Origin of the sequence: Erythrobacter sp. Dej080120_24 (assembly GCF_036322605.1) — a bacterium.
Lineage (GTDB): Bacteria > Pseudomonadota > Alphaproteobacteria > Sphingomonadales > Sphingomonadaceae > Erythrobacter > Erythrobacter aurantius.
This window is the reverse complement of sequence record NZ_AP027262.1, coordinates 1,692,151-1,717,087: the sequence shown is the minus strand read 5'-3', so window position 1 is coordinate 1,717,087 and position 24,937 is coordinate 1,692,151. Positions and strand designations below refer to the sequence as shown.

Genomic DNA, 24,937 nt, shown 5'->3' with positions numbered 1-24,937 from the left:
GCGTGTCCACTTACCTGCCTACCATCAAGCAGTTGCAATATCTCGTCTCGCTGCACGAACACGGCCATTTTGGCAGGGCAGCGGATGCCAGCTTCGTTTCGCAATCGACGCTGTCGGCGGGGATACGTGAGCTGGAGTCGCTACTCGGTGTGACCCTCGTGGAGCGGTCGCGCCGTGTGGTTCGGTTTACGTCGCTGGGCGAGCAGGTCGTGGCAAAAGCCAACCGTCTGCTGCGCGAAGCCGAGGAACTGGCCGATCTGGTGCAGGCCGCCGGAAAACCACTCTCCGGGCAACTCCGCATGAGCGTCATCCCGACCATCGCCCCCTTCATGCTGCCGCGCATTCTTCCGCGGCTCAAGAATGAGCGCCCCGATCTGCAATTGATGCTGCGCGAAGAAACCAGCCAGGACGCCGTGGAGTCGCTCCAGCACGGCCGGGTCGATTGCGTTCTGCTCGCCCTCCCCTTCGACACAGGCGAGGTCGAGGTCGAGCATATCGCCGATGATCGCCTGTTTGTGGCATTCCCCAAGGATGACCCGCGCGATCCCCCGGCAACAATTCCGCCGGACATGATCGATCAAGGAAGGCTGCTGCTGCTGGAAGACGGCCACTGCCTGCGCGATCATGCGCTTGCCGCCTGCAATCGCAGCGAACTGCGCGATTCCGCCAGCATGATCGGCACCAGCCTTCACACTCTGGTGCAATTGGTGGACAACGATCTGGGCCTGACGATGCTACCCGAAATGGCTTTGAACGCTGGGATATTGAACGGAACCGAAGTTGTCGCGCGCCCGGTAGATAGTCCCACGGCCAAGCGCGAAATCGTGCTGGTGTGGCGGAAGAATTCCCCACGCGAGGCGGATTTCAGGCTGTTGGCGCAGGAGCTTCGGGCGGGTTGATCAGGACGCAAATTTGCATCGACCGCTCAAATCCGTATGTAACCGACCCGTCGCGACGTTCTGCCAAACAGACATAAACGGGAAGACCGATCTTAAATCCGGAAACGAATGAGCCTGCGGACCTGCCAATAGATCCGCCGATTGTCGAACTGCCGATCGAAACCCATGACAGCGGTTTCTATGACGGTTTCAGTCGCGAAGTGACGATACCGGGCAAGATCATCGTTTCGCTGATCATCATGTGGGCGATCTTCTTTCCCGTTCGTGCGATGCAGGCCCTGCAGGTTGCCAATTCGACTATCATTTCGTCCTTTAGCGGGTGGTATGTCTATCTGGTCGCAGGGCTCATAATCGTCTGTTTCGCGCTGGCGCTGATCCCGCAGACGGGGACTTTGCGCATCGGCGCGCCGGGCGAAAAGCCTGAATTCTCACGCTTCTCATGGTTTTCGATGCTGTTTGGCGCGGGAATCGGGATCGGGATGCTGACCTATTCAACCGGCGAACCACTGGCCCATTTCGTCAGCAATCCCGACATCATCCGCGGCACTGTCGAAAGCGCTTCGCCAGAAGCAGTCCGCCCGGCATTCATGTGGACGTTTTTGCATTGGGGCTTCGGCGCGTGGTGCACCTATGCACTTGTCGGCCTTGCGATCGGCTATGTCGCGCACCGACGCGGTTTGCCGCTGACCATCCGTTCGAGCCTCGCCCCCCTGTTCGGCAAAGTCTTGTCGGGACTGCCGGGGCATGTTGTCGATGTGGTCGCAGTGGTGGCCACCATACTTGGTGTGGCGGTAACAATGGGGCTTGGAGTCCAGCAATTCGTCGCCGGGCTTCACCGGGTGGGTATGGGCGATTGGCTGATGGTCGCGGATGCGACTGGAGCGCAGACAGCCTCGGCCGCCGCGATTGTGCTGGCCTTGCTCGTATTGGTCGGCGCGTCGACGCTCAGCGCGCTGTCGGGTGTCGGCAAAGGCATCAAATGGCTGTCGAACATCAATATGGCGCTCTCAATCGGCTTGCTTGCCCTTTTTGCCGCCTTCGGATCGGGCCTTTACGGCCTGAAGCTTCTGGGAGTAGGCATCTGGGATTACTTCGTGAGCCTGCCGGCCAATTCGCTGACGCTGTTTTCGAGTGATGGCTCCGACGCGGGCGAAGCCCTCGTGCAATGGCAACTGGACTGGTCGGTATTCTACTGGGCCTGGTGGATCGCATTCGCGCCCTTCGTCGGCATGTTTATCGCACGGATATCGCGAGGACGAACTATCCGGGAGTATGTTCTGGGTGTAGCACTCGTCCCCGCACTAATGTGTTTCCTGTGGATGGGTCTCGCTGGAGGGACCGCGATCAATCTGGAACTGAGCGGTGCGGCGCAGGGCGAAATCCTGTCAACGGGAATATCTGCCCAGCTTTTTGCAACCATCGGTGTGCTGCTCAGCCCCGATGTGGCGCTGGTCGTGTCCGGCTTGGTTGTGGTGCTGCTGATGACTTACCTGATCACGTCGGTCGACAGCGCGATCCTGATCGTCAACACGATCAACGGAGCGGGCGAAGACGAAGGCGGTCGCCGCTACCACATCCTTTTCTGGGGCTTTGCCTTGGCATTCGTTGTCGGCTCGATGCTTATTCTGGGCGGGATCGAGGCGATCCGCATCACGATGATCATCGGGGCCTTGCCGTTCTCGGTCGTCGTCCTGCTGATGTGCATTTCCATCATCAAGGCGGTGGTGTTCGATCTGATCCGCAAGAAGCACGGCGTGCCGACCACGGCAGAAGCCTGTCAGGAATGGGCCGAAGCCCGGAGCGAAGGCTGAAGACTTGGGTCGACATTTGAGTTTCTCAAATATTCATGAACTTAGACTTCCCATTTCTTGAATATTTTCCGACAAACTTGGCATTTTTTGAATAATGATAAAATATAGAATTTCTATATTTGAATTTCAGAAACCTGCATTTGAATATTTTCTTCGAATTATTTTTCTGTTGTTATTTTGCAACATGATATTTTGACTCCAATAAGACTCCAGACTCCACTGTGGTCACCTTATTGATCCCTTGCTATCCGGCCCTGCGCGCGAGCGATCTTTAGCTGCATTGCTCGCCTCTATTGGGACTTACGCTGGTGCTTATTTGCGCCGCGGGCCCGCAATCCGGCTCAAAAGGGGCAATTACATGTCGAAATATATAAGCGGGGCGTCGATCGGCGCACTCGCAGTCGCAATCGCATCACCTGTTTATGCGCAAACCACCCAACCGGCTCAGCAACAAACCGAAAGCACGCAGCGTCAAGGCGGCGTTCGCACCATCGTCGTCACGGCGCAGCGCAAGAGCGAAGATCTGCAGGACGTGCCGGTTTCGGTCAGCGCGATCGGCGCCGAGGAGCTTGATCAACTCAACATCGATACCTTCGAAGACTACCTTGAGCAGATCCCGACAGTTACGGCTGGCGGCAATGGCCCTGGACAAAGCACGATCTACATTCGCGGCCTCGCCTCCACCACGCCCAACATCACGGTTGCTGGCGTTGCCGGGCTTGCGCCCAACGTCGCGCTGTATCTGAACGACCAACCCCTGTCGCAGCCGGGGCGCAATCTCGACGTCTATGCCGCCGACCTTGAACGGATCGAAGTCCTCTCCGGTCCGCAAGGCACGCTTTTTGGAGCAAGCTCTCAGGCAGGCGTTGTCCGCCTGATCACCAACAAGCCCGACCTTTCGGGTTTCTATGGCAAGGGTTCAGCCGGGGTCTCCTTCACCAAAGGGGGCGAGGCAAGCTATCAGGGCGAAGTGATGGTCAACGTGCCAGTCACCGACACCTTTGCCCTACGCGCGGTCGCCTATCTCGATGATCAGGGTGGCTACGTCGACAATGTCCAAGGCACCCGTGACCTGCGGGAAAGTGCACGGTTCCGCCCCGAAGGCACCGTTCGCGCCAACGGTGTTCCCGTGTCCGCTATCCGTGCTGGCTTCCAGTCGACCGCCAACCTGTCCAATGTCACCTTCCTCGAAGCCGACAATGCCGGCATCGCACAGGACGATTTCAACGACACCCAATATGCGGGCTTCCGCGTGAGCGCCCTGTGGGAAGTTACCCCTGACTGGACCGTAAACCTTTCGCACCAGCGACAGAGCCTTGAAAGCGACGGTGTGTTCTTTGCAGATCCGGAGCTGGGTGGACTCGACGACCTTGAAATCGAACGGTTTGAGACGGACAGGCTGGAGGATGATTTCTCAAATACCAGCTGGACAGTCGAAGGCCGCATCGGCTGGCTGGATGTGATCTACACAGGCGCATACACCGATCGCGAGAGCGAACAGCGCGCCGACTACACCGATTACATGTTCGCCGGTCAGTACCTGCCCTATTACATCTGTGACGGCTCCGTCAGCTATCCGGGTGCTGCCGATCCAAGCGGGACCTGCCAGGCACCCAACCTCTACATTAATTCTTTCAGCAAGACCGAGGTGTTCACTCAGGAGCTCCGCTTCAGCACCCCGGAAGACTGGCGATTCCGGTTCCAAGGTGGCGGCTTTTATTCGGACCTCAGCCTGGAGGAGCGGGTTGATTTCAACTATCCGGGCAATGTCGACGCCGCGCCATTCGGCCCGTTTGCGCCCAACTTCCCGCAGACGACCGGCTTCTTTTCTGATCCCGGACCTTTCCAGCGCGACACCATCTTCCGCAATGACATCCGCCGAACCGATGAGCAGATCGGCATTTTCGGGGAAGCAAGCTTTGACGTGGTCCCCGACCTGCTGACCGTCACATTCGGTGCACGCTACTACGATGTCGAAGTCGACTTCGAGGGATCGGCAAATGGTTCCTTCTGCAATTCCGGGGCAGCGCAGGATGCCAATGCCTTTGGCACCGATATCAGCGACCTGTACAACGGCGACGGCCAATTCACGTTTATCGGATCATGCAACGCAGCCTTGCGTCAGACATTCGATCTGAACGACAGCCTCGCCGATATTCAGGCCGCAGGACTTTCCGCCACACAGGCACAGCAGGTGTTCAACGCCGTCCGCGCCCCTGACACCGCATCCACTAGCGGCACTATCTTCAAGGGCACGATCACCCTGACCCCGACGCCGGACCTCTTGTTCTACGCCACCTATTCCGAAGGCTTCCGCCCCGGTCTGCTTAACCGTCCGGGTGGCGCGGTGGCACCAGGGGGCAGCGGCTTTACGGTTCCGTTCGAGGTCGAGACCGATGAAGTCAAGAACTACGAATTCGGCTGGAAAATGGACCTGATCGACGGCCAGTTCCGCTGGAACGGTTCGGCATTCTTCGTCGATATCTCCAACTTGCAAACGCAGATTTTCGATCCTTCGATCACAAATCTGTTTTTCTCTTCGAACGCGGCGAATGCTGAAATCTACGGGATCGAATCCGATTTCACGATCGCCCCGTATTCGACGCCGGGCCTGACGTTTGCCGGGGCGTTTTCGATCCTCGACACGGAGATCACCGAGGTGTTGATTCCGACCAGCGATGTGATCGCGGGAGAAGAACTGGCCTACGCCCCGGGCTTCCAGGGCAACATCAGGGCGCGTTACGAATGGGATCTGAACAGCAATCTGGAAGCATTCATCCAGCCGCAGATGACCTATTCGGCGTCGAAATTCACCGACATTATCGAGATCAACAAGATCAAGCTCGACAGCTACACCGTGTTCGACCTTTCGGCAGGTGTCGTGGCTGATCGTTGGCGCTTCGAGGTGTTCGGTGAGAACCTTTCGGACGAACGCGCGGAAATTTCCGGTGTGTTCGGCAATGATCGGGAACGCATCATCACCAATCGTCCGTTGACGGTGGGTATGCGTGTTTCGTTCGACTATTGATCGGACCCATCCAATCAGGCGGCGGGAGTGGCTACGGTTCACTCCCGCCGCTTTGCCGTTTAAGGCCCCGATCCATGACCACCCGTGAAGACCAGCTGAAACAAGTACAGGCGGCCCTGCAATCGGGTCAATTCGAGGCTGGCCTTGAATTGGCGAAGGTGCTGATCGGCGCTGATCCGTTGGATGGTGAGGCGCTCTATATGGCTGCGGTGGCGGCGCGTTATCTCGGGCTTTTTGACGAAGCGTCCCGGCACCTTTCCTCGCTACACTCCGCCATGCCCGAATATGGTCGCGCGTGGCAGGAAGAAGGCCACCTTGCGCTCGCAAAAGGGGACAATCAGGCGGCACTCTCCGCCTTTGCCAAGGCGACCCGCTTCAACCCCGCGCTGGAGGCAAGTTGGCGCGAGCAGGGACGGCTGCATGCTGCCGCAGGACGTCCAGCCGAAGCACAGGGCGCGGCCGCCCAGCAGCAGCGTATCGCCGGGCTTCCCCGGGAACTGGTGGCTGTCACCAACCATCTTGCTGAAGGCCGCTTGGCCCGGGCCGAAGAGATATGCCGCCACTATCTGCGCCAGAACCCGCGAAACGTCGAAGGCATGCGCCTGCTCGCCAAGATCGGGATCGAGTTCGGCATTCTCGACGATGCGGAAATCCTGCTCGAAACTGCAGTCGAATTTTCGCCCGATGATGTCCAATTGCGGTTCGACTATATCGACGTCCTGAGGCGGAGGCAGAAATTTGCCGAGGCATTGGATCAAGCAGAAAAGCTTTATCGGCGTGATCCCGCCAATCCGCTGTTTCAGTCGCGGCTGGCGATCGAATGCATCCAGACAGGCGATTACACTCGCGGACTGGACCTGTTCGAAAAGGTACTGGAGAAGCTGCCTCATGATCCCGCCAGCCTGACCAGCCGTGGACATGCGTTAAAGACCAAGGGGGATCGCGCCGAGGCCGAAGCCAGCTATCGCGCCGCGATCGCGTCAAAGCCGGATCATGGCGATGCCTACTATGCGCTCGCAAACCTCAAGACCTATCGTTTTGATGCTGGCGAAATCGCGGCAATGCGGGCTCAAGTCGCCCGCAACGATCTGGCCTTCATGGACAGGGTTCACCTGAGCTTTGCGCTGGCAAAGGCCATGGAAGACGAAGGCGACTACGAAGCAAGCTTCCGCCATTATGACGAAGGCAATGCGCTGAAGCGCGCGCAGACCCGATACAGCGCCGACGCCATGACGCGTGAGCTGACGCTGCAAAAGGAGGTCTGCACACCGGAGCTATTCGAAAAGCACAAGGGCAACGGCCACTCTGCCCCCGATCCGATCTTCATCCTCGGCTTGCCCAGAGCCGGTTCGACCTTGCTGGAACAGATCCTTGCCAGCCATTCACAGATCGACGGAACTCTGGAATTGCCGAATATCCTCGCGCTGGCGCACCGTCTGCGCGGGCGGAAGGCAGGGCAATCGCGCTACCCGCAAATCCTGCATGATCTGACCGCCGAACAGCTTGAGAAATTCGGCGCCGATTTCATCGAGAATACCCGCATTCACCGGCAGGGTGCGCCGTTTTTCATCGACAAGATGCCGAACAATTTCCGGCACATCGGTCTCATCCACCTGATCCTGCCGAATGCAAAGATCATCGATGCCCGGCGCGCGCCGATGGATTGCTGCTTTTCCGGGTTCAAGCAGCTGTTCGCCGAAGGACAGGAATTCACCTACGGATTGACCGAGATAGGTCGCTATTACTCCGATTATGTCGGGCTGATGGATCACTGGGACGAGGTGCTGCCAGGCAAGGTGCTACGCGTTCAGCACGAAGACGTCCTCGATGATCTGGAAGGACAGACCCGGCGCATGCTCGATTTTCTCGGTCTGCCGTTCGAGCAGCAATGCCTTTCGTTTCACATGACCCCGCGGGCGGTGCGTACGGCGTCGAGCGAACAGGTGCGCCAGCCGATCAATCGCAAGGGCCAAGGCGCGTGGAAACCGTTCGAACCGTGGCTGGGCGATTTGAAGGCGGCGCTAGGCGATCTGGCCTGAGCCTTGCTTCAATCCATGTGCTTGAGGCCGACTCGCAAGTAGTCCCAACCCGTGACGCAGGTTAGTACCGCTGCCGCCCAGAGGCTGGCGAGGCCCACGACGTGAACCCAGCTTTCGGCCAGCGTCTTGCAATTCTCTAGCGGAGACTGGCACGGCTGGCCGTGTACCGCCCCGCCAAGGATCAGCGCTCCCAGTGCCACCAGCTGAAACGTCGTTTTCCATTTGGCGAGCTTTGTCACCGGCACCGAAACCTGGATTCCACCGAGAAATTCGCGCAAGCCGCTAACCGTGATCTCACGGATCAGGATCACCAGCCCGGCAATGACATGCATGTCACCGACATATGGCCCGCGCAGATAACCCTGAGCCGTCAGGATAAGGATCACTGCGGCCACCATGATCTTGTCCGCGATCGGATCGAGGAAAATACCGAGCTTCGACACCGTGCCCTGCGCCCTTGCCAGATAGCCGTCGAAGAAATCGGTGATCGCAATAACGCAATACAGCGCAAAGCCGATCAGATAGCCAAGCTGCCAATCGGGCCACCACAAGAAGAACCCGAGCAGCGGAACCGCAAAAATCCGCGACATGGTGAGGATGTTGGGCAGCGTCAGCATGATCGTTTTTCGCCTTAGCCGTTCCTGGCTCGCAGCAAAACACTAACCATTGTCAGCATACACAAGCTTGATCGCTTGCCTCGGCGCACTTGTGCGGCTTCGCATGTCCGCTATGGGAGGTGGGAGAGAAGAGGACAGGCGGGCGCGACGCTAGCATGACGACATCGACACACCTGATGCGCCAGAAGCGTTTCCTGCCGCTGATGGTCACGCAATTCTTCAACGCTTTCAATGACAACCTGTTCAAGACGGCATTGGTGCTGTTTGTCGTTTATTCCGTCTACAATGACGAGCAGCAGGAAGCGCTGTTTAGCGGGCTTGCCTCAGTCATTTTCATCGTTCCTTTCGTGGTCCTGTCCGCACTCGCCGGACAATTGGCCGACACGCGCGACAAGGCGCGGATCATACGGATCGTGAAAATATGCGAAATCGGCTGGGCAACACTCGGCGCGGTCGGTCTGTTCATGGCTTGGCAGGGCATCGCGGTGCATACGATTGCAATCCCGCTGCTGCTGTTCGTGGTATTTCTTGCCGCTGCCCAGTCGACTTTTCTGGGACCGATCAAATACGCGATCCTGCCTCAGCACCTTAAAAAGGAAGAGGTGCTGCCCGGCACCGGGTTGGTCGAGGCGGGAACCTATATCGCGATCCTTGCGGGCACGATCCTGGCCGGTTTCATTGCCGTCGAAATCGCAATGGTGTTGATCGTGGTCACTGCTTTCGTCGGCTATTTTTCCAGCACGTTTGTGCCTGAGGCGCCGCCGCAAAGCGATTACGAGATGCATTACCCCTTGCTTGAGCCTTATGGCCGCAAGGTGGGAAATCGCGCCCTGCGCTGGCTCGGCTATCCGGCGGTGGCTGTGGCAGATCAGGCGGTGATGAGTTGGCGCCTGATCCGCGATACAATGCACAATCGCGAAATCTGGCTTGCGATTGTCGCGATCAGCTTTTTCTGGACGATCGGTGCCGTGCTGTTCATCCAGTTTCCGCCACTGGCCAAGAATCAGCTGATGGCGTCCAAGGAAGTCGCCAGCCTGTTCCTGGTTATCTTCTCGGTTGGCATCGCAATCGGATCGGTCGGGATCAATGCGCTGTTGAAGGGCGAGGTCTCTGCCCGGTTCGCCCCCTTGTCGGTCGTGGTGATGGGCGTCTTTGTGATCGGCTTCTACATCGTGTCGAAAGCCTGGATCCCCAATGAATCTGGCGAATTGTTGCCGGTTCAAACATGGATACTCGAACCGCTGGCGATCCCGCTTTCACTGATGCTGCTTGGCATTTCGACTGCTGGGGGCTTTTTCGTGGTGCCGCTATACGCCTTCCTGACGACGCGCTGCGCCCATGACGCGGCATCGCGCACCATTGCGGCGAACAACATCGTCAATTCGCTGGCAATGGTGATCGGATCGGTGATCGCCATCGGGCTGACGGGACTGGGAATTCCTGTCGTCGAACAACTGCTTTTCGCAGCGGCAATGACGGTGATTTCCGCTTGGCTCGGCTGGATGCTGTTCAAGGCGGAAAAGCAGGCTGCCGAAAATCAAACCGGCAGCCTGACAGACAGCCCGGACTGACGGGCGATCTTACATGATGAAGACCAGCACAGCCGCCAGCGTGGCGACATAGGTGCTGGCAACGCCGCGCACGTCTTCTGTCGTCAAACGCCAAAGGCTTTCGGCCGGAATGTCCAGCAAATCCTCACGCACGTGTGGTGGCAGGCTGGCACGGAAGGGATGGCGGGCACCTTCGTCGGTAAGGACTAGGCTGCGACGGCGCCGTCCATGCATGATGCCGGGCCGCTTCACGTGATCGCTTGTAAGGCTTGCGTAGGTCATGAAACGACGAGTTAACGATTTCTTAACTTTTGGCGAGGCCGCTGTATCCCCTGCCCAAAAAGGGGACAGTAAGCCCGGGTTGTGGTTAATCGCGAGAGCACCTAAGCGCGCCTGAGACGGGAGAATCTGAAGCGTGACAAACAGCACCCAAACCGCCGCCGAATTGCTGGTCGATTGCCTTGCCGAACAGGGAACGGAGCGGCTGTTCACCGTACCCGGCGAAAGCTTTCTCGCCGTGCTCGATGCGCTGCACGAACGCAGCGGAATTGAAACTGTGGTGTGTCGGCAGGAAGGCGGTGTCGCTTTCATGGCATGCGCCGACGGCGCCATGACCGGCCGACCCGGAATCGCCTTCGTCACCCGCGGCCCCGGCGCCACCAATGCCAGCATCGGCGTCCACGTCGCTTATCAGGATTCGCAGCCGATGATCCTGTTCGTAGGCGATGTCGCACGGCCGATGCGCGACCGCGAAGGCTTTCAGGAAATCAATTTCGAAGCATTCTTCGGCCCCATCGCGAAATGGGCGGCCCGGATTGATGACCCTGCCCGTATCCCCGAATATGTCGCGCGCGCCTATTCCGTGGCGATCAGCGGCAGACCCGGCCCGGTTGTGCTGGCGCTTCCCGAAGACATGCTGTGTGATCATGTCGATACTGCGATCAAACCCCGCCCGCTCGTGACCCGCCCTGCGCAGGCGGTGTGCCCGGACGCAATGCAGGCCTTGTTCGCGATGATTGCTGATGCAGCCAGCCCGATTGCCATCATCGGTGGCGCGGGTTGGAACGCCAAGGCGCGTGAGCATTTCCAGTCTTTTGCCGAAAGCATCGGCCTGCCGGTCGCCACCGCTTTCCGGCGCCAGGACGCGATTTCGCCGGACAGCCCCGTGTATGCCGGCAATCTTGGATACGGCCCCAATCCCAAGCTAGTCGAGCGGGTGAAACAGGCCGATTTCGTGCTGGCAGTGGGTGCGCGCCTGGGGGAAGCGACGACTGACGGATACAGCTTTCCTGCGACGGACCATCCCGAACAATTGCTGGTCCACGTACACCCGGATCCGGAGGAAATAGGCCGGGTCTACCTGACCGAGCTGGGACTTTGCTGCGCGGTGGACGAATTTGCCGAAGCCGCCGCCCTGTGGGAAGACCACTCCATCATCCCGTTCGATGCCGGAGCCGAAGCGCATCGCGAATGGCTCGAATGGGCGACCCATTCACCGGCGGATAACCCTCCCGCGCTGGATATGGCGGCCTGTGTCACGTCCATGCGAGAGGCGCTTCCAGCCGATACGATCATATGCAACGGCGCGGGCAATTTCGCCGGTTGGTGGCACCGCTATTGGCGCTACGCCGTTTATCCCAGCCAGCTTGCGCCGACCGCCGGAGCCATGGGTTATGGCGTACCCGCAGCCGTAGCGGCGGCACTGCGATTCCCGGAACGAACGGTTGTTGCGGTGGCAGGAGACGGCGATTTTCTGATGAATGGTCAGGAACTTGCGACAGCGGCGCAATACGGCGTCAATCTGCTGGTGATCGTCGTCGACAATGGTGCCTATGGCACAATCCGGATGCATCAGGAGCGCGAATATCCGGGCCGCGTCTCTGGCACGCAACTGGCCAACCCCGATTTCGCCGCGCTGGGCGCCGCCTTTGGCGCATGGAGCGCTACGGCATCGACAACGGCGGAGTTCATCGCCGCCCTCAAGGAAGCGCAGGAACGTGTCGGCCTGCGGTTCATCCATGTGAAGATCGATGTGGAGCAGCTCGCAGCGAGCGGTGCGACCGTGAGCGGTCTGCGTGCGAAGGCAAAGGCGACTTAAGGCGTTTGAAAGGCGGCTAAGGGCATCTTTAGCCGCCCTAACCCTCTGCCATCTTGCAGATAACGTCCCATTCCTCGGGCGTGATCTTGGCGACCGACAATCGCGACAGCCGCACCAGCTCGCAATCGGCCAATTTGGGTTCGGACTTGATCTGTTTGAGCGTGACGGGGTTGTCGAACTTGCGCTTGGGTTTGACCTTCACCGCGGCCCATTTGCCGGTTTCGTCGGTCGGATCGGTAATGCCCGCAACCGACACTTCGCAAATGCCGACAATCTCCAAGCCTTCGCGCGAGTGATAGAAGAACGCCTGGTCCCCCACTTCCATGGCTTGCAGGTTGTTCTTCGCGAGGTGATTGCGAACCCCGTCCCAGGTGCCTTCCTGTTCCGCAACCAGATCGTCCCAGCTGTATTTGAAGGGTTCCGATTTCACGAGCCAGTAGCTTGGCATGGGGGAGCTTCTCCTGCCGTTGGTTTGAAAGGTAGGGTTCCCGCACCCGTTAATGGCTGCCCGGCACCCGCGCCAGCCCTTGCACTCGGTAATCCACGCACTGGCACGCGAATTAACTCTATTTTCAATTGCCTGAGGCATAGCCTTGCGAAACGACGCGGGAAAAAGAGTTCCTGCGCATCGGGGAACGCTCAAGGTGGAATCCAGGACTGCAAAAGACACATTGGGCAAGGCCGAGCGGGATATGGTCGCGCTGGGCATTGCCACTGCAGCAATTATCCTGTTCGTTGCGACCGGCGGATCAGTCTTGCCGAGTGCGATCAATGCAGTGTTCTTCAACGGAAAGGCGCCCGACTATCTGTTGGTCAACGCGCTGTTGCTCAACATCGTGCTGATCATCTTCGGTTGGCGGCGGTACCGCGAATTGCAGCAGGAAATCGCCGAGCGTCGCCGGGCCGAGGAACTTGCCCGCGAACTCGCCGAAACCGATCCCCTCACCAATTGCCTGAACCGTCGCAGCATGCTGACGGCCACCGATGCCTTGCGCGCACGCGCAAATGCCCGCGGATATGCCGTGGCCTATTGCATGATTGATCTGGATAACTTCAAGCAGATCAATGACATGTATGGCCATTCCGTCGGTGATGCGGTGCTGGTGGCGATAACCCGGCGGATCATCGGGGAATTGCCAAAGGAAGCCCATCTGGCCCGGCTTGGCGGTGACGAATTCGCTTTTGTCACGCCATTCGATCCGGCCAATCGCGACCGGATCGATGATTTGATCATTCGTCTGTATGAACGCATGTCGCTGCCGTTTGAGGTCAACGGGATTTCCATTGATGCCACCGTCTCAATCGGCGTCTCAAGCGATCATGACGAACACGGCTTCAACCCGGTGCTGGCCGATTCCGACGCGCTGATGCAGCGTGCCGACATCGCCATGTACAACGCCAAGAAGCAGGGCAAGAACCGCTATTTCTGGTTCGAACAGACGATGGAAAACGAATTGCGGTTCCGCAACGAGCTGGAACTCGGCATCCGCCGCGGTGTCGTAAATGGCGAATTCGTGCCCTTCTACGAACAGCAGGTAGATATCGAGACCGGGGAAATTGTCGGCTTCGAAATGCTGGCGCGCTGGCGCTCGGAACAGATGGGTGTGGTCAGCCCGGAAATTTTCATTCCCATCGCCGAAGAAATCGGCCTGATCACCGAATTGTCCGACCAGTTGATGGAAAAGGCGTTCAGGGATGCCCGCAGTTGGGACAGCTCGATCACGCTCGCCATCAATATTTCTCCGGTTCAGCTGCGCGATCCGTGGTTTGCGCAAAAGCTGCTGAAAATGCTGGTGAAGCACAACTTCCCAGCCCACCGGCTTGAAGTGGAAGTCACCGAAAGCTGCCTGCATGAAAATGTCGGCATGGTGCGTTCAATCATCACCTCGCTGCGCAATCAGGGAGTGCGGGTCAGTCTTGACGATTTCGGCACCGGCTATTCGTCGCTCGAACAGCTCCGTACGCTGCCGTTTGACCGGCTTAAGATCGATCGCAGCTTTGTGCAGGAGCTCAAGAACCCCAATCGGAATTCCAAGATCGTCGATGCGATCGTTTCGCTTGGCCGGGGGCTTGAACTACCACTGACCGCCGAAGGGATTGAGGACGAAGACATCCTGCTCGCGCTGCGATCCATGGGCAAGCTCAAGGGTCAGGGATACCTTTATGGCAAACCTGAATCCGGCGAAGAAGTGCTCCAGCGGCTGGCGATTGCGGGCAAGCTGGCCAAGGAAGGCGACGCGCAGGAGCCTCGCCAAGAGCCCGAAGCGGATACCTCTGAAGACAGGCCCCGCGCCGCCGAACGGTAAGGCACCCGGCAAGGGACTGGACGCTGGCCCTGCCTGTGCATAGATGCAGGGCGTGATGCGCGTCCCCTTCGTCAAGATGCATGGCCTCGGCAATGATTTCATCGTGCTTGATGCGCGCGACGCGCCCCTGCCCGAAATCACTCCTGCGATTGCCCGTGCGCTGGCGGACCGGCGCGAAGGGATCGGTTGCGACCAGTTGATCCTGCTGGAGCCAAGCGCAAGCGAAGCGTTCCGGATGCGCATATTCAATTCCGATGGCGGCGAAGTCGAAGCCTGCGGCAATGCCAGCCGCGCGGTGGCGCTGCTGCATGGCGCGCCTGCACGGGTGGAGACTGCGGGCGGCTCGATCACGCTGGAACCGGCCGAAGGCGGCGCGAGCGTCGACATGGGTGCGCCGCGCTTCGACTGGGATGCGATCCCGCTCGCCTATGCGATGGACACCGCCGCCATGCCGGTAGGCTGGCCATTGGAAAACGGCGCGCTGGAAAGCCCGATGGCCGTCAATGTCGGCAACCCGCACGTGATCTTCTTTGTGGAGGATGCCGATGCGGTGGACCTCGGCGCTATCGGCCCGGAAATCGAACATGATCCGCTGTTCCCGCAGCGCGTCAACGTCAATGTCGCCAGCCTTGCCGGAGACAATCACCTGAAGCTGCATGTGTGGGAACGCGGTGCGGGCCTGACGCGGGCCTGCGGCACGGGTGCCTGCGCAACCGCCGTGGCGGCGATCCGTCGGCGGCTGGTGACCGCGCCGGTCACAGTCACCCTGCCCGGCGGCGATCTAGTGATCGACTGGAGCGAGGGCGGCACAATCACCATGACCGGCCCCGCCACCGAAGCGTTCCGTGGCACCTTCGAATGGGACGACTACGCGTGAACGCACCCCCTTCGATCAAGCCTGAAGTCATATCGCTGGGTTGCCGTCTCAACATCGCCGAAAGCGAGCGGATGAAGGCGATGCTGGCCGACAGCGGCGATGTCGTCGTGATCAATTCCTGCGCTGTAACATCCGAAGCAGTGCGCCAGACCCGTCAGGCTATCCGCAAGGCCCGGCGCGCGCGGCCCGATGCGCGGCTGATTGTCACCGGATGCGCCGCCGATATCGAACGCGACCAACTGGCCGAAATGCCTGAAGTTGACGGATTGATTGCCAACGCGGCCAAACTCGATCCGAGGGCATGGAACGTTCCCCTGCCCGAAGCGCCCCCGCCGCCGACCCGCACGCGTGCCTTCATCGCGGTGCAGAACGGCTGCGATCACGCCTGCACTTTTTGCGTCATCCCGCAGGGTCGTGGAGCCAGCCGGTCGATCAAGATTTCCGAGGTGCTGCGCGAGGTGGAGCATCACCTTGAACTGGGCGCGCGGGAAGTCGTGCTGACCGGGGTCGATGTCACTTCATGGGGACACGACCTGCCCGGTTCGCCGCCGCTCGGCGCGCTGGTGGCAGCGGTGCTCGATGCTTTCCCGCAGCTTCAACGGCTGCGCATGTCCTCGCTCGACGGGGTGGAGATTGACGAGGCGCTGTTCGAGCTTTTCGCAAGCGAGGCGCGGCTGATGCCGCATCTCCACCTGTCGATGCAGCACGGCGACGATCTGATCCTGAAGCGGATGAAGCGCCGCCACAGCCGCGCCGATGCGGTGACGTTGGTGCAGAGGTTGAAAGCACGGCGGCCCGATATCGCCATCGGTGCCGATCTGATCGCGGGGTTTCCCACCGAAACGCCGGAGCATCACGCCGCCAACCTTTCGATCATTGACGAGCTTGATATCGTGCATGGGCATATCTTCCCTTATTCACCGCGCCCCGGCACCCCGGCGGCGCGGATGCCGCAGGTCGCGCGCGAAGTGGTGAAACAGCGCGCTGCCGAATTGCGCGAGGCGGTGGCGGCACGGCGCGCGAGCTGGCTGCACAGTCTTGTGGGCGAAACCCTGTCCGTCCTCGCCGAACGCGACGGCACGGGCTATGCGCCCAGTTACGCGCGGGTTGACCTGCCGGAAGGGACACCAGCCGGCAAGCTGATCGACATCACGCCGCGCTCAATCGAAGGAGGCCTATTGCGATGAGTACCAGCTGGACCGAACGCCTGCTGGGCGGTTTCCGCAAGACTTCCGAACGGCTCGGCAGCAACCTTACCGGGGTCGCTGCGCGGCTGGACGATGCGACGCTCGACGATATCGAGGACGCGCTGATCACATCCGACCTCGGCCCGGCTGCGGCGGCGCGCATCCGCCAGCGCCTGTCGGACAAGAGCTTCGGGCTCGAAATCACGCAGCAGGAACTGAAGGAAGCGGTCGCGGCGGAAATCGCGGAAATCCTGCGCCCGGTGGCAAAGCCGCTGGAAATCACCGCTTTCCCGCGCCCGCAGGTGATCCTGGTGATCGGGGTCAACGGATCGGGCAAGACCACCACGATTGCCAAGCTGGCGCATCTGTTCACCGAAGACGACTACGGCGTGCTGCTGGCCGCCGGTGACACTTTCCGCGCCGCTGCCATCGGTCAGCTTGCCACCTGGGCTGAACGCGCCGGGGTGGACATCGTGCGCGGCCCCGAGGGCGGCGATCCGGCATCAATAGTTTTCGACGCGGTAAAACAGGCGACCGACACCGGCATCGACGCGCTGATCGTCGACACCGCAGGCCGCCTGCAGAACAAGAAAGAGCTGATGGAGGAGCTGGCGAAGATCCGCCGGGTGCTCGGGCGGCTCAATCCCGAAGCGCCGCATGACGTGGTGCTGGTGCTCGATGCCACCAATGGCCAGAACGCGCTGTCGCAGATCGACGTGTTCAAGGAAGTGGCGGGCGTCACCGGCCTGATCATGACCAAGCTGGACGGCACGGCGCGCGGCGGCGTGCTGGTGGCGGCAGCGGAGCAATACGGCCTGCCGATCCACGCGATCGGGGTGGGCGAGAAAATGGAAGATTTGCGCCCGTTCGATCCCGATCTGGTGGCGAAAGTTATTGCAGGGGTTGCCTGATGAGCGAGACCGAAACCGCGCCGAAGAAGAAGGGATCGGGCTGGCTGAATGTCGCCATCGATTATGGCCCGCTGCTGGTGTTCCTTGGCGTGTACCGCTTCAACGCGCCTGCCGATCCGAACCCTGCGGGGGAATTGCTCGCCATCATCTATGGCACGGGTGCATTCATGGTCGCCGCCGTTATCGCCCTGATTTCCAGCCGCGCCTTGCTGGGCAAGATTTCCCCGATGCTGTGGTTTTCCACCGCTCTTATCGTCGGGTTTGGCGCGCTCACCATCTTCTTCGGCGACCCGACATTCGTCCAGATCAAACCCACCATCATCTACGCGCTGATGGGTGCAGCGTTGATCGTGGGGTTCTTCATGGGCCGCGCGCTGCTGCAAATCCTGCTCGAAGCCGCGTTTGAGGGCGTGGATGAACAGGGCTGGCTAAAGCTCTCGCGCAATTGGGGAATTTTCTTCCTGTTCCTTGCGGGGCTAAACGAGGTTCTGCGATCGCAGTTGAGTTTCGAAAGCTGGCTTTGGGCGAAATTCTGGGTCTTCATGCCGCTGTCCTTCCTCTTCACCTTCTCGCAAATCCCGCTGCTGCTGAAGCACGGCCTGTCGCTGGATGACGGCGAAGAGGCCGCCAATGAAAAGGCGGAAAGCTGATGCGTGCCCTGCCCCTGCTGGCTGTACTGGCCCTTGCCACACCGCTTTCGGCACAACCCATCATCCCGATGAGCGAGACGGAGGAGGCGCACCCCGCCCTTCCCCAGATCCTGGCCCCGCGCGAACGTGCCGAGGTGATCGACCGGCTGCTGGCGGAACGGCTCGACACGTTGATCCCGCAATTGATGCGCGAAGAGGGCGTGTCGCTATGGTTGCTGATGGCGCGCGAATATTTCGAAGAGCCGGTGATCGCCACCATGCTCGATGCCAACAGCTTCCATGCGCGGCGGCGCACTATCCTGATCTTCCACGATCCCGGAAATGGCGAACCGATCGAACGACTGACTGTGAGCCGCTATGGCCTTGCCGGGCTGTTCGAACCCGCCTGGGACCCGGCGGAGCAGCCTGACCAGTGGAAGGCCGTGGCCGAGATCATCGCCGCGCGCGATCCGGCCAATATCGCTATCAACGTCTCCGACGCGACCCGTTTCGGCGACGGCATGACGAAGAGCCAGTATGACGCGATGATGGGCGCGCTGCCTGCCGAATATCGCGACCGCGTGATTTCGGGCGAGAAGCTGGCGACGCGCTGGCTCGAAGTGCGCACGCCGGCCGAGATGGAAATCTATCCCGGCATCGTGCGCATCGCCCATGCGGTGATTGGCGAGGCGTTTTCGAATGCTGTCATCACGCCCGGCCAGACCACCGCCGCCGATGTGCAATGGTGGTATCGCGAAAGGCTGATGCAGCTTGGCCTGACCCCGTGGTTTCACCCCAGCGTCGGCATCCAGCGCGAAGGCGAAGCGGGGATGATGAATGGCGAAACGGTAATCCAGCCGGGCGACCTGCTGTGGACCGACTTCGGCATCACATATCTGCGGCTCAACACCGATACGCAGCATCTCGCCTATGTCCTCAAACCCGGCGAGACAGAGGTTCCGGCGGGACTGGCACAGGGCCTCGCCAATTCGAACCGGGTGCAGGATATCCTGCGCGAGGAAATGAAGGTCGGGCTTTCGGGCAACGCTGTCCTTGCCGCTGCGCGCGAGCGGGCGCTGGCAGAGGGGCTCGACCCGTCAATCTATTCGCACCCCATCGGCTATCACGGCCACGGGGCAGGCACGGCCATCGGTTTCTGGGACAACCAGAACGCCGATCCGCGCGGGGAAGACACGCTGCGCGCCAACACCGCATGGTCAATCGAACTGACCAGCTACGCCGAAGTCCCCGAATGGGGCGGACAGCGCGTGGATTTCCGCACCGAGGAAGACGCATGGTTTGACGGGGAAAGCGTGCGGTTCCTCGACGGGAGGCAGACCGCGATCACGGCGATCGGACCGGAGTGAGCCGCTAAATCTCGACCTGGCTGCCCAGCTCCACCACGCGGTTGGTGGGCAGTTTGAAGAAGTCCATCGCGCTCGCGCTGTTGCGCAGCATCCAAGCGAAGATCTTCTCGCGCCAGATCGGCATTCCCGGTTTTTCACTGGGCAGCAGCGTTTGGCGCGACAGGAAGAAGCTGGTCTGCATCATGTCGAATTCGCCGCCGCACCGCTCCATCTTCTTGAGCCCAGTGGGAACGTCGGTTTCCTCCATGAAGCCGTAATGCAGCTTTGCCCGGAAGAACCCGTCGCCCATGTCGATGAATTCGCAACGCTGATCGGGATCGACATAGGGGATGTCGCCGATCTCCACCGTCAGGATCACGACGCGTTCGTGCAGTACCTTGTTGTGCTTGATATTGTGCAGCAGCGCGGAGGGGACACCGGCGGTGCTGGACGCCATGAAGATGGCCGTCCCCGGCACACGCAGGGCCGAATTCTTGGCCGATTTGGCAAAGATTTCCATCGGCAGCGCGTGTTCGCTCATCCGCTCGCGCATCAGCTTGCGCCCGCGAGACCATGTAGTGAGCAGGGTAAAGGCGATAAGGCCGACGACAAGCGGGAACCAGCCGCCCTGCGGCACCTTCGTCAAATTCGCGGCGAAATAGGCGCCGTCGACGATCAGGAACAGCAGCACCACCGGCGCCGCGTACCACCATTTCCACTTCCACACGCTGACAAGCAGCACCGCCATCAGCAAGGTGTCGATCGTCACCGCACCCGTCACCGCGATGCCGTACGCGCTGGCGAGGTTGGACGAATTCTGGAACGTCAGCACAAGGATGATCACCGCCACCATCAGCGCCCAGTTCACCACCGGAATATAGATCTGGCCGCCTTCGGTTTCCGAGGTGTGGCGGATGTTCAGGCGCGGCATGAAGCCCATCTGCACCGCCTGGTGCGTTATCGAAAACGCGCCCGAGATAACGGCCTGGCTGGCGATGAAAGTTGCCACCGTCGCCAGCAAGACCAAAGGCAGGCGATATTCTTCGCTCGCCAGCAGGAAGAACGGATTTTGCACCGCTATCGCTGCCTCTTCTGCAGGCAGGCCGGCAATCATCGCGCCTTGTCCGAAGTAGTTGAGCAGAAGACACGGCATCACGAAACCGAACCACGAAAGGCGCATCGGGCCACGCCCGAAATGCCCCATGTCGGAATAGAGCGCCTCGGAACCCGTCACCGCCAAGACGACCGCGCCCAGCGCGAGGAATGCAACCACGCCATCGCTGACAAAGAACATCACCGCGTAATAGGGATTGAGCGCGTTGAGGATGTCGGGGTTCTGGATGATCTGCCAGCCACCCAGCAAGGCAATTACGCTGAAATAGACGATCATCACCGGGGCAAACAATGCGCCGACTTTTGCCGTGCCGCGGGCCTGCAACATGAACAGAAGCACCAGCAGACCGAGCGCAATCGGAATGACAAAGCGATCCAGCGTATGATCGACCACCGTCAACCCTTCGACCGCCGACAGCACCGAAATCGCCGGTGTGATCATGCTGTCGCCATAGAAAAGCGCAGTGGCGAACACGCCCAGCAACACCACCAGCCAGCCATAGCTTGATTTGCCGATGTGACGCGAAAGCAGCGCCACCAGAGCAAGGCTGCCGCCCTGCCCCTTGTTATCGGCGCGCATCAGGATCGTGACATACTGGATCGACACGACCAGCAGCATCGACCAGAAAATCAGGCTGACAACGCCCAGCACATGCATCCGGTCGATCGCGATATTCGCGGTCCCGGCAAAGGTTTCGCGGAAGGCGTAAAGCGGGCTGGTGCCGATATCGCCAAAGACAATACCGATAGCACCAACGGCCAGCGCAGCCTTTGATCCGCTATGCGCATGGCCGCCCTGCGGCGGCTGGTGGGCTGGTGCTGCTTTCTCGCTCATTATCGGCGACTATCCCGAACGGCCGGGCCACAGGGCCCATCCAAGGCGGCGGCGCTTAGCACTGCGACTTGGCACCTGCAATATCGCGACTCGAAACCATGCTATTGCAACATCGGCGCGCGGGCGATCATGTCATCCAGCCGCGCGACTTCGGATCGAGACCCGGACGCCATGGCGCATCCTCCGGCGTGCGTTCGAGCAGGCTAGCCCATGTGTCGCGCGCGGCGATGATCTGGCCTGTGCGCAGCAGCGCGAAGCCCATGAAGTAATCGGCGCCAGGATTGATCGGATCAAGTTCGCGTGCCTTGCCAAAGGCATAGGCGGCAGCCGGGGTGACAAAGCCATCGGCATGGCCGGTCAGGGCCATCCCCAATGCCAGCCATCCCTCGAGGTGTTCGGGATTGTCGTTCAGCCCCTTGCGCAACAATTGCGCGGCTTCGTCAAAACGGCCCCGCCGAGCAAAGCCGTCTGACAGCACGAGGTAATCTGGCTTTGGCCGGGTTTCGTCGAACAATTGCCGCCGCGCTTCGACCATTTCCTCACCCGATTGGCGATCCAGCGCGAGATCGGGCTGCTTGGGGCTGCCCGGCTGTCCGGGCGATCCTGTCCAAGCATAGCCAACAAGGCCCAGCAGCAACACCGCGCCGAACACCGCAAAGCCCTGTTTTGGCAGGCGCAGCATGAAGGCCGCGATGGCGAAGCTGACCAAGGTCAGCGACAGGATGGCCAGCCAACCGCCCATCAGACTGCCGTTTCTTCGTCAGAACGGCGTTTGCCGAGGCGGCGCAGCAGGATCAGGCCAACAACCAGCAACAGCAGCAGCGGGATCGCGAACAGCGGCCATGTCGTCGAAGACACCTGCGGTTCGTAGCTGACATAGTCGCCATAGCGTTGCGTCAGCCACGCCCTGATCTGTTCCGGGCTTTCACCCGCCAGCAGGCGCGAACGGACCTGATGGCGCATATCGCCCGCCATCGGCGCATCGCTGTCATGGATGCTCTGCGACTGGCACTTGAGGCAGCGCAGCGTCTCCATCAGTTCGACCGCCTCCGCTTCGAGCGCGGGGTCGTCTAACTGGGTGTAAGCGTAGGGCGCGGGCGGCATGCCCTGCTGCGCCATGACGGGCATAGCCAGCAGCGCGGCCAATGCGATCAACAGCCGCATCATCGCGCTTCCTCCAGCTTTTCGAGCAACAACGGAACGGTTTCTTCGCGGATGTCGCCGATATGCTGGTACCGGATATTGCCAGCCGCATCGATCACATAGGTTTCCGGGACACCCGAAGCGCCGATTTCCAGCATCAGTTCGGAAATGTCGTCAGCCCCGATCCGGCTGTAGGGATTGCCATAGCGCGAGAGGAAATCCTCCACCGCTTCGGGCCGGTCGCGCACGGCGACGCCGATGATCTCGACGCCTTCCTGCTTCAACCGCTCCAGATGCGGTGCTTCGGCAATGCAGGGCAGGCACCAGCTTGCCCAGATGTTCAGCAGGCGCGGCTCGCCACCGACGAAATCGGCCTTGGTCGCACCGGGCATTCCTTCGAGCGCTGGTTCAAGCGTGAAATCGGGCAGCGGCTGCTCGATCATCTGCGACGGAACATTCTGTTCCTTCGGCTGAGTCAGCATGTATCCGGCAAGCCCTGCGAAAAACAGGAACAGGCCCAGCGGTATCAGATAGGCGAGACGCATTATTCGGCAGGCTCCGGCAGGGTGTCGCCACTCTTGATTTCATCCAGATCATCACGGCGGGCATCGCCCAGCGCCTTGGCCTTGCGCCGCTTCAGATCGACCTGCAAGCGCCCGACAATCGAGACGATCCCGCCCAGCGCGATCAGCAAGCCACCGTACCAGATAAAGGTGACGAACGGCTTCCACCAGACCCGCAGCTGCCAGCGCTCCTTGCCATTGGCATCCACCCCGGCGGAATCGCCGATCACGGCATAAAGCTGGCCGTCGAGACGTGTGATCAGCGCGCTTTCGCTGGTGGGCTGTGGCGGTGACCAGAAATTGCGGGCCTGCGGAGTGAGAACGGTCGGCTCCTCATCGCCACGCGCTGCGAGAACGCGCGCTTCGATCGCGGTCCAGTTCGGCCCGGCAACGGGATCGACGCTTTCCAGTTTCACCGTCCAGTCGGCAACCTGAGTGGTATCGCCCGGAGCGACCGCGGCAAGCCTTTCGGAGGTAAAGGCGCTTTCACAGGCCATTCCGAACAGCGACACCGCCACGCCGAAATGCGCCAGCACCATGCCCCATGTCGCGGTTGGCACGCGGCGGATGTTCCGCCCGCGCAGGGGCAGGAACGCAGCCACGGCCAGCGCCACCGACAGCGCGAGGCCAAGCAGCGGCAAGATCGCATAATCGCCCAGCACCGCCACCACCGCAACAATCGCGATGACGATGGCTGCCAGCATCGCCGCTTCGAACTGGATGCGGCCGGGCTTGTCGTCCTTCCACCGCAGCAGCGGGCCGATCGCCATGACGATGAACATCGGTATGGCAAAGATAGCGCCCGCCGGATTGAAGTATGGCGGACCGACGCTGACGCGCACGTCGAATGCTTCTGTCAGCAGCGGATAAAGCGTGCCGAGCAAGACGATGGCGAGGATCGCGGACAGCATCACGTTGTTGAACACCAGCGCGCCTTCGCGGCTGGTGGCGGTGAACCGCTTTCCTTCGGCGATGGAACTGGCGCGCATCGCGAACACCACCAGCGCGCCGCCGATATACAGGCCCAGAAGGCCGAGGATGAATGCCCCGCGTTCGGGATCGACGGCGAAAGCATGGACGCTGGTGAGCACGCCCGAGCGCACAAGGAAGGTGCCGAGCATCGACATCGAGAAAGCGAGCACGCCCAGCATGATCGTCCACGTCCTGAGCGCGTCGCGCGCCGCCAGAACGCTGACCGAGTGCAGCAGCGCGGTCGCCGCGAGCCACGGCATCAGCGAGGCGTTTTCGACCGGGTCCCAGAACCACCAGCCGCCCCAGCCCAGCTCATAATAGGCCCAGTAAGAGCCCGCAGTAATGCCGAAGGTCAGGAACACCCATGCCCCCAGCACCCATGGCCGCATCACCTTGGCAAAATCGGGCGTCACCTGCCGGGTGATCAGTGCGCCCATGGCGAGGCTGAAGGCCACCGACAGGCCGACATAGCCGATGTAAAGCGTGGGCGGATGGATCGCGAGACCAATGTCCTGCAACAGCGGATTGAGCCCCGATCCCTCCACCGCAGGCACAGGCAACCGCTCGAACGGGTTAGAAGACAGGATCAGAAAAGCATAGAAGCCGAGCGCGACAAAACCCTGCACCATCAACGTCGCGCTCATGGTCTTTTCCGGCATCCGCCGTTCCAGCGCGCCAAGCAAGCCGCCCGACAGCGCCAGCACCGCGATCCACAGCAGCATCGAGCCTTCGTGGTTCCCCCAGGTGCCTGTCAGCTTGTAGATGAAGGGCTTGGCCGAATGCGAATTGGTGGCCACCAGCTTGATCGACAGATCGGTGACGGCAAAGGCATAGAGCAGCAGGAAGAAGGCGAGCGTCGCAAGAAACGCCTGCACCACCGCAGCGGGCCGCGCATAGAGCGCATGCGGCGAAGCGCTATCGCGCAATCCGAGCGCGCCCGAAACCATCTGCAACACCGCCAGAGCGGCCGACAGCCAGAGCGCAGCAAGACCCAGTTCAGCGATCATCGGTTC

General features: G+C 60.6%; 20 protein-coding genes. 12 read left to right on the top strand and 8 right to left on the bottom strand.

What is annotated here, in order from left to right:
- The first annotated feature begins 2 nt into the window (after positions 1-2).
- The 4 genes from AABA34_RS08225 to AABA34_RS08210 all read left to right on the top strand — a co-directional run bounded on the left by AABA34_RS08225 (position 3) and on the right by AABA34_RS08210 (position 7,777).
- Positions 3-899 carry a LysR substrate-binding domain-containing protein gene (locus tag AABA34_RS08225; protein ID WP_338302210.1) on the top strand — a complete coding sequence of 299 codons (897 nt, stop codon included), beginning with the start codon at positions 3-5 and terminating at the stop codon, positions 897-899.
- Between the two features lie 200 nt (positions 900-1,099).
- Complete coding sequence (locus AABA34_RS08220) at positions 1,100-2,710, top strand: BCCT family transporter (protein ID WP_338302209.1); 1,611 nt, start codon at positions 1,100-1,102, stop codon at positions 2,708-2,710.
- Positions 2,711-3,068: 358 nt separating this feature from the next.
- The gene (locus AABA34_RS08215) at positions 3,069-5,738 is read left to right on the top strand and encodes a TonB-dependent receptor (RefSeq protein WP_338302208.1); all 2,670 of its coding nucleotides are present in this window, start codon (positions 3,069-3,071) and stop codon (positions 5,736-5,738) included.
- 74 nt (positions 5,739-5,812) lie between these two features.
- Positions 5,813-7,777, top strand: coding sequence for a tetratricopeptide repeat-containing sulfotransferase family protein (locus tag AABA34_RS08210; protein WP_338302207.1), 1,965 nt, complete (start codon positions 5,813-5,815; stop codon positions 7,775-7,777).
- Positions 7,778-7,785: 8 nt separating this feature from the next.
- Here AABA34_RS08210 and pgsA read toward each other — a convergent pair whose 3' ends face one another.
- On the bottom strand, positions 7,786-8,394 hold the full coding sequence (gene pgsA, locus AABA34_RS08205) for a CDP-diacylglycerol--glycerol-3-phosphate 3-phosphatidyltransferase (protein ID WP_034953038.1): 609 nt from the start codon (positions 8,392-8,394) through the stop codon (positions 7,786-7,788).
- Between the two features lie 155 nt (positions 8,395-8,549).
- Here pgsA and AABA34_RS08200 point away from each other — a divergent pair, with 155 nt between their 5' ends.
- Entirely contained in the window at positions 8,550-9,965 is a 1,416-nt protein-coding gene (locus AABA34_RS08200; protein WP_034953034.1) for an MFS transporter, read from the top strand.
- Positions 9,966-9,974: 9 nt separating this feature from the next.
- Here AABA34_RS08200 and AABA34_RS08195 read toward each other — a convergent pair whose 3' ends face one another.
- A complete protein-coding gene (locus tag AABA34_RS08195) occupies positions 9,975-10,226 on the bottom strand; it encodes a hypothetical protein (RefSeq protein ID WP_051699660.1) in 252 nt (83 codons plus the stop codon).
- A gap of 133 nt (positions 10,227-10,359) precedes the next feature.
- On the opposite strand from AABA34_RS08195, the gene AABA34_RS08190 reads away from it, so the two are divergent.
- Positions 10,360-12,042 carry a thiamine pyrophosphate-binding protein gene (locus tag AABA34_RS08190; RefSeq protein ID WP_338304671.1) on the top strand — a complete coding sequence of 561 codons (1,683 nt, stop codon included), beginning with the start codon at positions 10,360-10,362 and terminating at the stop codon, positions 12,040-12,042.
- Between the two features lie 37 nt (positions 12,043-12,079).
- On the opposite strand, the gene AABA34_RS08185 is transcribed toward AABA34_RS08190, so the two are convergent.
- Entirely contained in the window at positions 12,080-12,490 is a 411-nt protein-coding gene (locus tag AABA34_RS08185; RefSeq protein ID WP_338304670.1) for an EVE domain-containing protein, read from the bottom strand.
- 196 nt (positions 12,491-12,686) lie between these two features.
- Between AABA34_RS08185 and AABA34_RS08180 the strand changes: the two genes are divergently transcribed.
- The 6 genes from AABA34_RS08180 to AABA34_RS08155 are packed head-to-tail and all read left to right on the top strand — an operon-like array spanning position 12,687 to position 19,319.
- Positions 12,687-14,348, top strand: a complete 1,662-nt coding sequence (locus tag AABA34_RS08180; protein WP_338304669.1) for a putative bifunctional diguanylate cyclase/phosphodiesterase — start codon at positions 12,687-12,689, stop codon at positions 14,346-14,348.
- Positions 14,349-14,403: 55 nt separating this feature from the next.
- Entirely contained in the window at positions 14,404-15,225 is an 822-nt protein-coding gene (gene dapF, locus AABA34_RS08175) for a diaminopimelate epimerase (protein WP_338304718.1), read from the top strand.
- Positions 15,207-16,412 (top strand): MiaB/RimO family radical SAM methylthiotransferase, encoded by a 1,206-nt coding sequence (locus AABA34_RS08170; RefSeq protein ID WP_338304668.1) that lies wholly within the window; start codon positions 15,207-15,209, stop codon positions 16,410-16,412. The genes dapF and AABA34_RS08170 overlap by 19 nt, the downstream gene beginning before the upstream one ends.
- Positions 16,409-17,323 carry a signal recognition particle-docking protein FtsY gene (gene ftsY / locus AABA34_RS08165; protein ID WP_338304667.1) on the top strand — a complete coding sequence of 305 codons (915 nt, stop codon included), beginning with the start codon at positions 16,409-16,411 and terminating at the stop codon, positions 17,321-17,323. Before AABA34_RS08170 ends, ftsY begins: the two co-directional genes overlap by 4 nt.
- A complete protein-coding gene (locus AABA34_RS08160; RefSeq protein WP_338304666.1) occupies positions 17,323-17,973 on the top strand; it encodes an inner membrane-spanning protein YciB in 651 nt (216 codons plus the stop codon). The genes ftsY and AABA34_RS08160 overlap by 1 nt, the downstream gene beginning before the upstream one ends.
- The gene (locus AABA34_RS08155; RefSeq protein ID WP_338304665.1) at positions 17,973-19,319 is read left to right on the top strand and encodes a M24 family metallopeptidase; all 1,347 of its coding nucleotides are present in this window, start codon (positions 17,973-17,975) and stop codon (positions 19,317-19,319) included. Before AABA34_RS08160 ends, AABA34_RS08155 begins: the two co-directional genes overlap by 1 nt.
- Positions 19,320-19,323: 4 nt before the next feature.
- Here AABA34_RS08155 and AABA34_RS08150 read toward each other — a convergent pair whose 3' ends face one another.
- The 5 genes from AABA34_RS08150 to AABA34_RS08130 form a co-directional block, all read right to left on the bottom strand.
- Positions 19,324-21,249, bottom strand: coding sequence for a potassium transporter Kup (locus tag AABA34_RS08150; protein ID WP_445083774.1), 1,926 nt, complete (start codon positions 21,247-21,249; stop codon positions 19,324-19,326).
- Positions 21,250-21,373: 124 nt separating this feature from the next.
- A complete protein-coding gene (locus AABA34_RS08145) occupies positions 21,374-21,988 on the bottom strand; it encodes a tetratricopeptide repeat protein (protein WP_338304663.1) in 615 nt (204 codons plus the stop codon).
- The gene (locus tag AABA34_RS08140) at positions 21,988-22,413 is read right to left on the bottom strand and encodes a cytochrome c-type biogenesis protein (RefSeq protein ID WP_034953012.1); all 426 of its coding nucleotides are present in this window, start codon (positions 22,411-22,413) and stop codon (positions 21,988-21,990) included. Before AABA34_RS08140 ends, AABA34_RS08145 begins: the two co-directional genes overlap by 1 nt.
- Entirely contained in the window at positions 22,410-22,934 is a 525-nt protein-coding gene (locus AABA34_RS08135; RefSeq protein WP_252257486.1) for a DsbE family thiol:disulfide interchange protein, read from the bottom strand. The genes AABA34_RS08140 and AABA34_RS08135 overlap by 4 nt, the downstream gene beginning before the upstream one ends.
- Positions 22,934-24,931 (bottom strand): heme lyase CcmF/NrfE family subunit, encoded by a 1,998-nt coding sequence (locus AABA34_RS08130; RefSeq protein WP_338304662.1) that lies wholly within the window; start codon positions 24,929-24,931, stop codon positions 22,934-22,936. Before AABA34_RS08130 ends, AABA34_RS08135 begins: the two co-directional genes overlap by 1 nt.
- Between the last annotated feature and the right edge of the window lie 6 nt (positions 24,932-24,937).

What these genes read in the sequence shown, in the direction of transcription:
- AABA34_RS08130 (WP_338304662.1), bottom strand. Translation starts at nt 24,931, where the DNA reads ATGATCGCTGAACTGGGTCTTGCTGCGCTCTGGCTGTCGGCCGCTCTG.
- AABA34_RS08210 (WP_338302207.1), top strand. Translation starts at nt 5,813, where the DNA reads ATGACCACCCGTGAAGACCAGCTGAAACAAGTACAGGCGGCCCTGCAA.
- AABA34_RS08145 (WP_338304663.1), bottom strand. Translation starts at nt 21,988, where the DNA reads ATGGGCGGTTGGCTGGCCATCCTGTCGCTGACCTTGGTCAGCTTCGCC.
- AABA34_RS08200 (WP_034953034.1), top strand. Translation starts at nt 8,550, where the DNA reads ATGACGACATCGACACACCTGATGCGCCAGAAGCGTTTCCTGCCGCTG.
- AABA34_RS08170 (WP_338304668.1), top strand. Translation starts at nt 15,207, where the DNA reads ATGGGACGACTACGCGTGAACGCACCCCCTTCGATCAAGCCTGAAGTC.
- pgsA (WP_034953038.1), bottom strand. Translation starts at nt 8,394, where the DNA reads ATGCTGACGCTGCCCAACATCCTCACCATGTCGCGGATTTTTGCGGTT.
- AABA34_RS08135 (WP_252257486.1), bottom strand. Translation starts at nt 22,934, where the DNA reads ATGCGTCTCGCCTATCTGATACCGCTGGGCCTGTTCCTGTTTTTCGCA.
- dapF (WP_338304718.1), top strand. Translation starts at nt 14,404, where the DNA reads ATGCGCGTCCCCTTCGTCAAGATGCATGGCCTCGGCAATGATTTCATC.
- AABA34_RS08160 (WP_338304666.1), top strand. Translation starts at nt 17,323, where the DNA reads ATGAGCGAGACCGAAACCGCGCCGAAGAAGAAGGGATCGGGCTGGCTG.
- ftsY (WP_338304667.1), top strand. Translation starts at nt 16,409, where the DNA reads ATGAGTACCAGCTGGACCGAACGCCTGCTGGGCGGTTTCCGCAAGACT.
- AABA34_RS08140 (WP_034953012.1), bottom strand. Translation starts at nt 22,413, where the DNA reads ATGATGCGGCTGTTGATCGCATTGGCCGCGCTGCTGGCTATGCCCGTC.
- AABA34_RS08155 (WP_338304665.1), top strand. Translation starts at nt 17,973, where the DNA reads ATGCGTGCCCTGCCCCTGCTGGCTGTACTGGCCCTTGCCACACCGCTT.
- AABA34_RS08195 (WP_051699660.1), bottom strand. Translation starts at nt 10,226, where the DNA reads ATGACCTACGCAAGCCTTACAAGCGATCACGTGAAGCGGCCCGGCATC.
- AABA34_RS08215 (WP_338302208.1), top strand. Translation starts at nt 3,069, where the DNA reads ATGTCGAAATATATAAGCGGGGCGTCGATCGGCGCACTCGCAGTCGCA.
- AABA34_RS08185 (WP_338304670.1), bottom strand. Translation starts at nt 12,490, where the DNA reads ATGCCAAGCTACTGGCTCGTGAAATCGGAACCCTTCAAATACAGCTGG.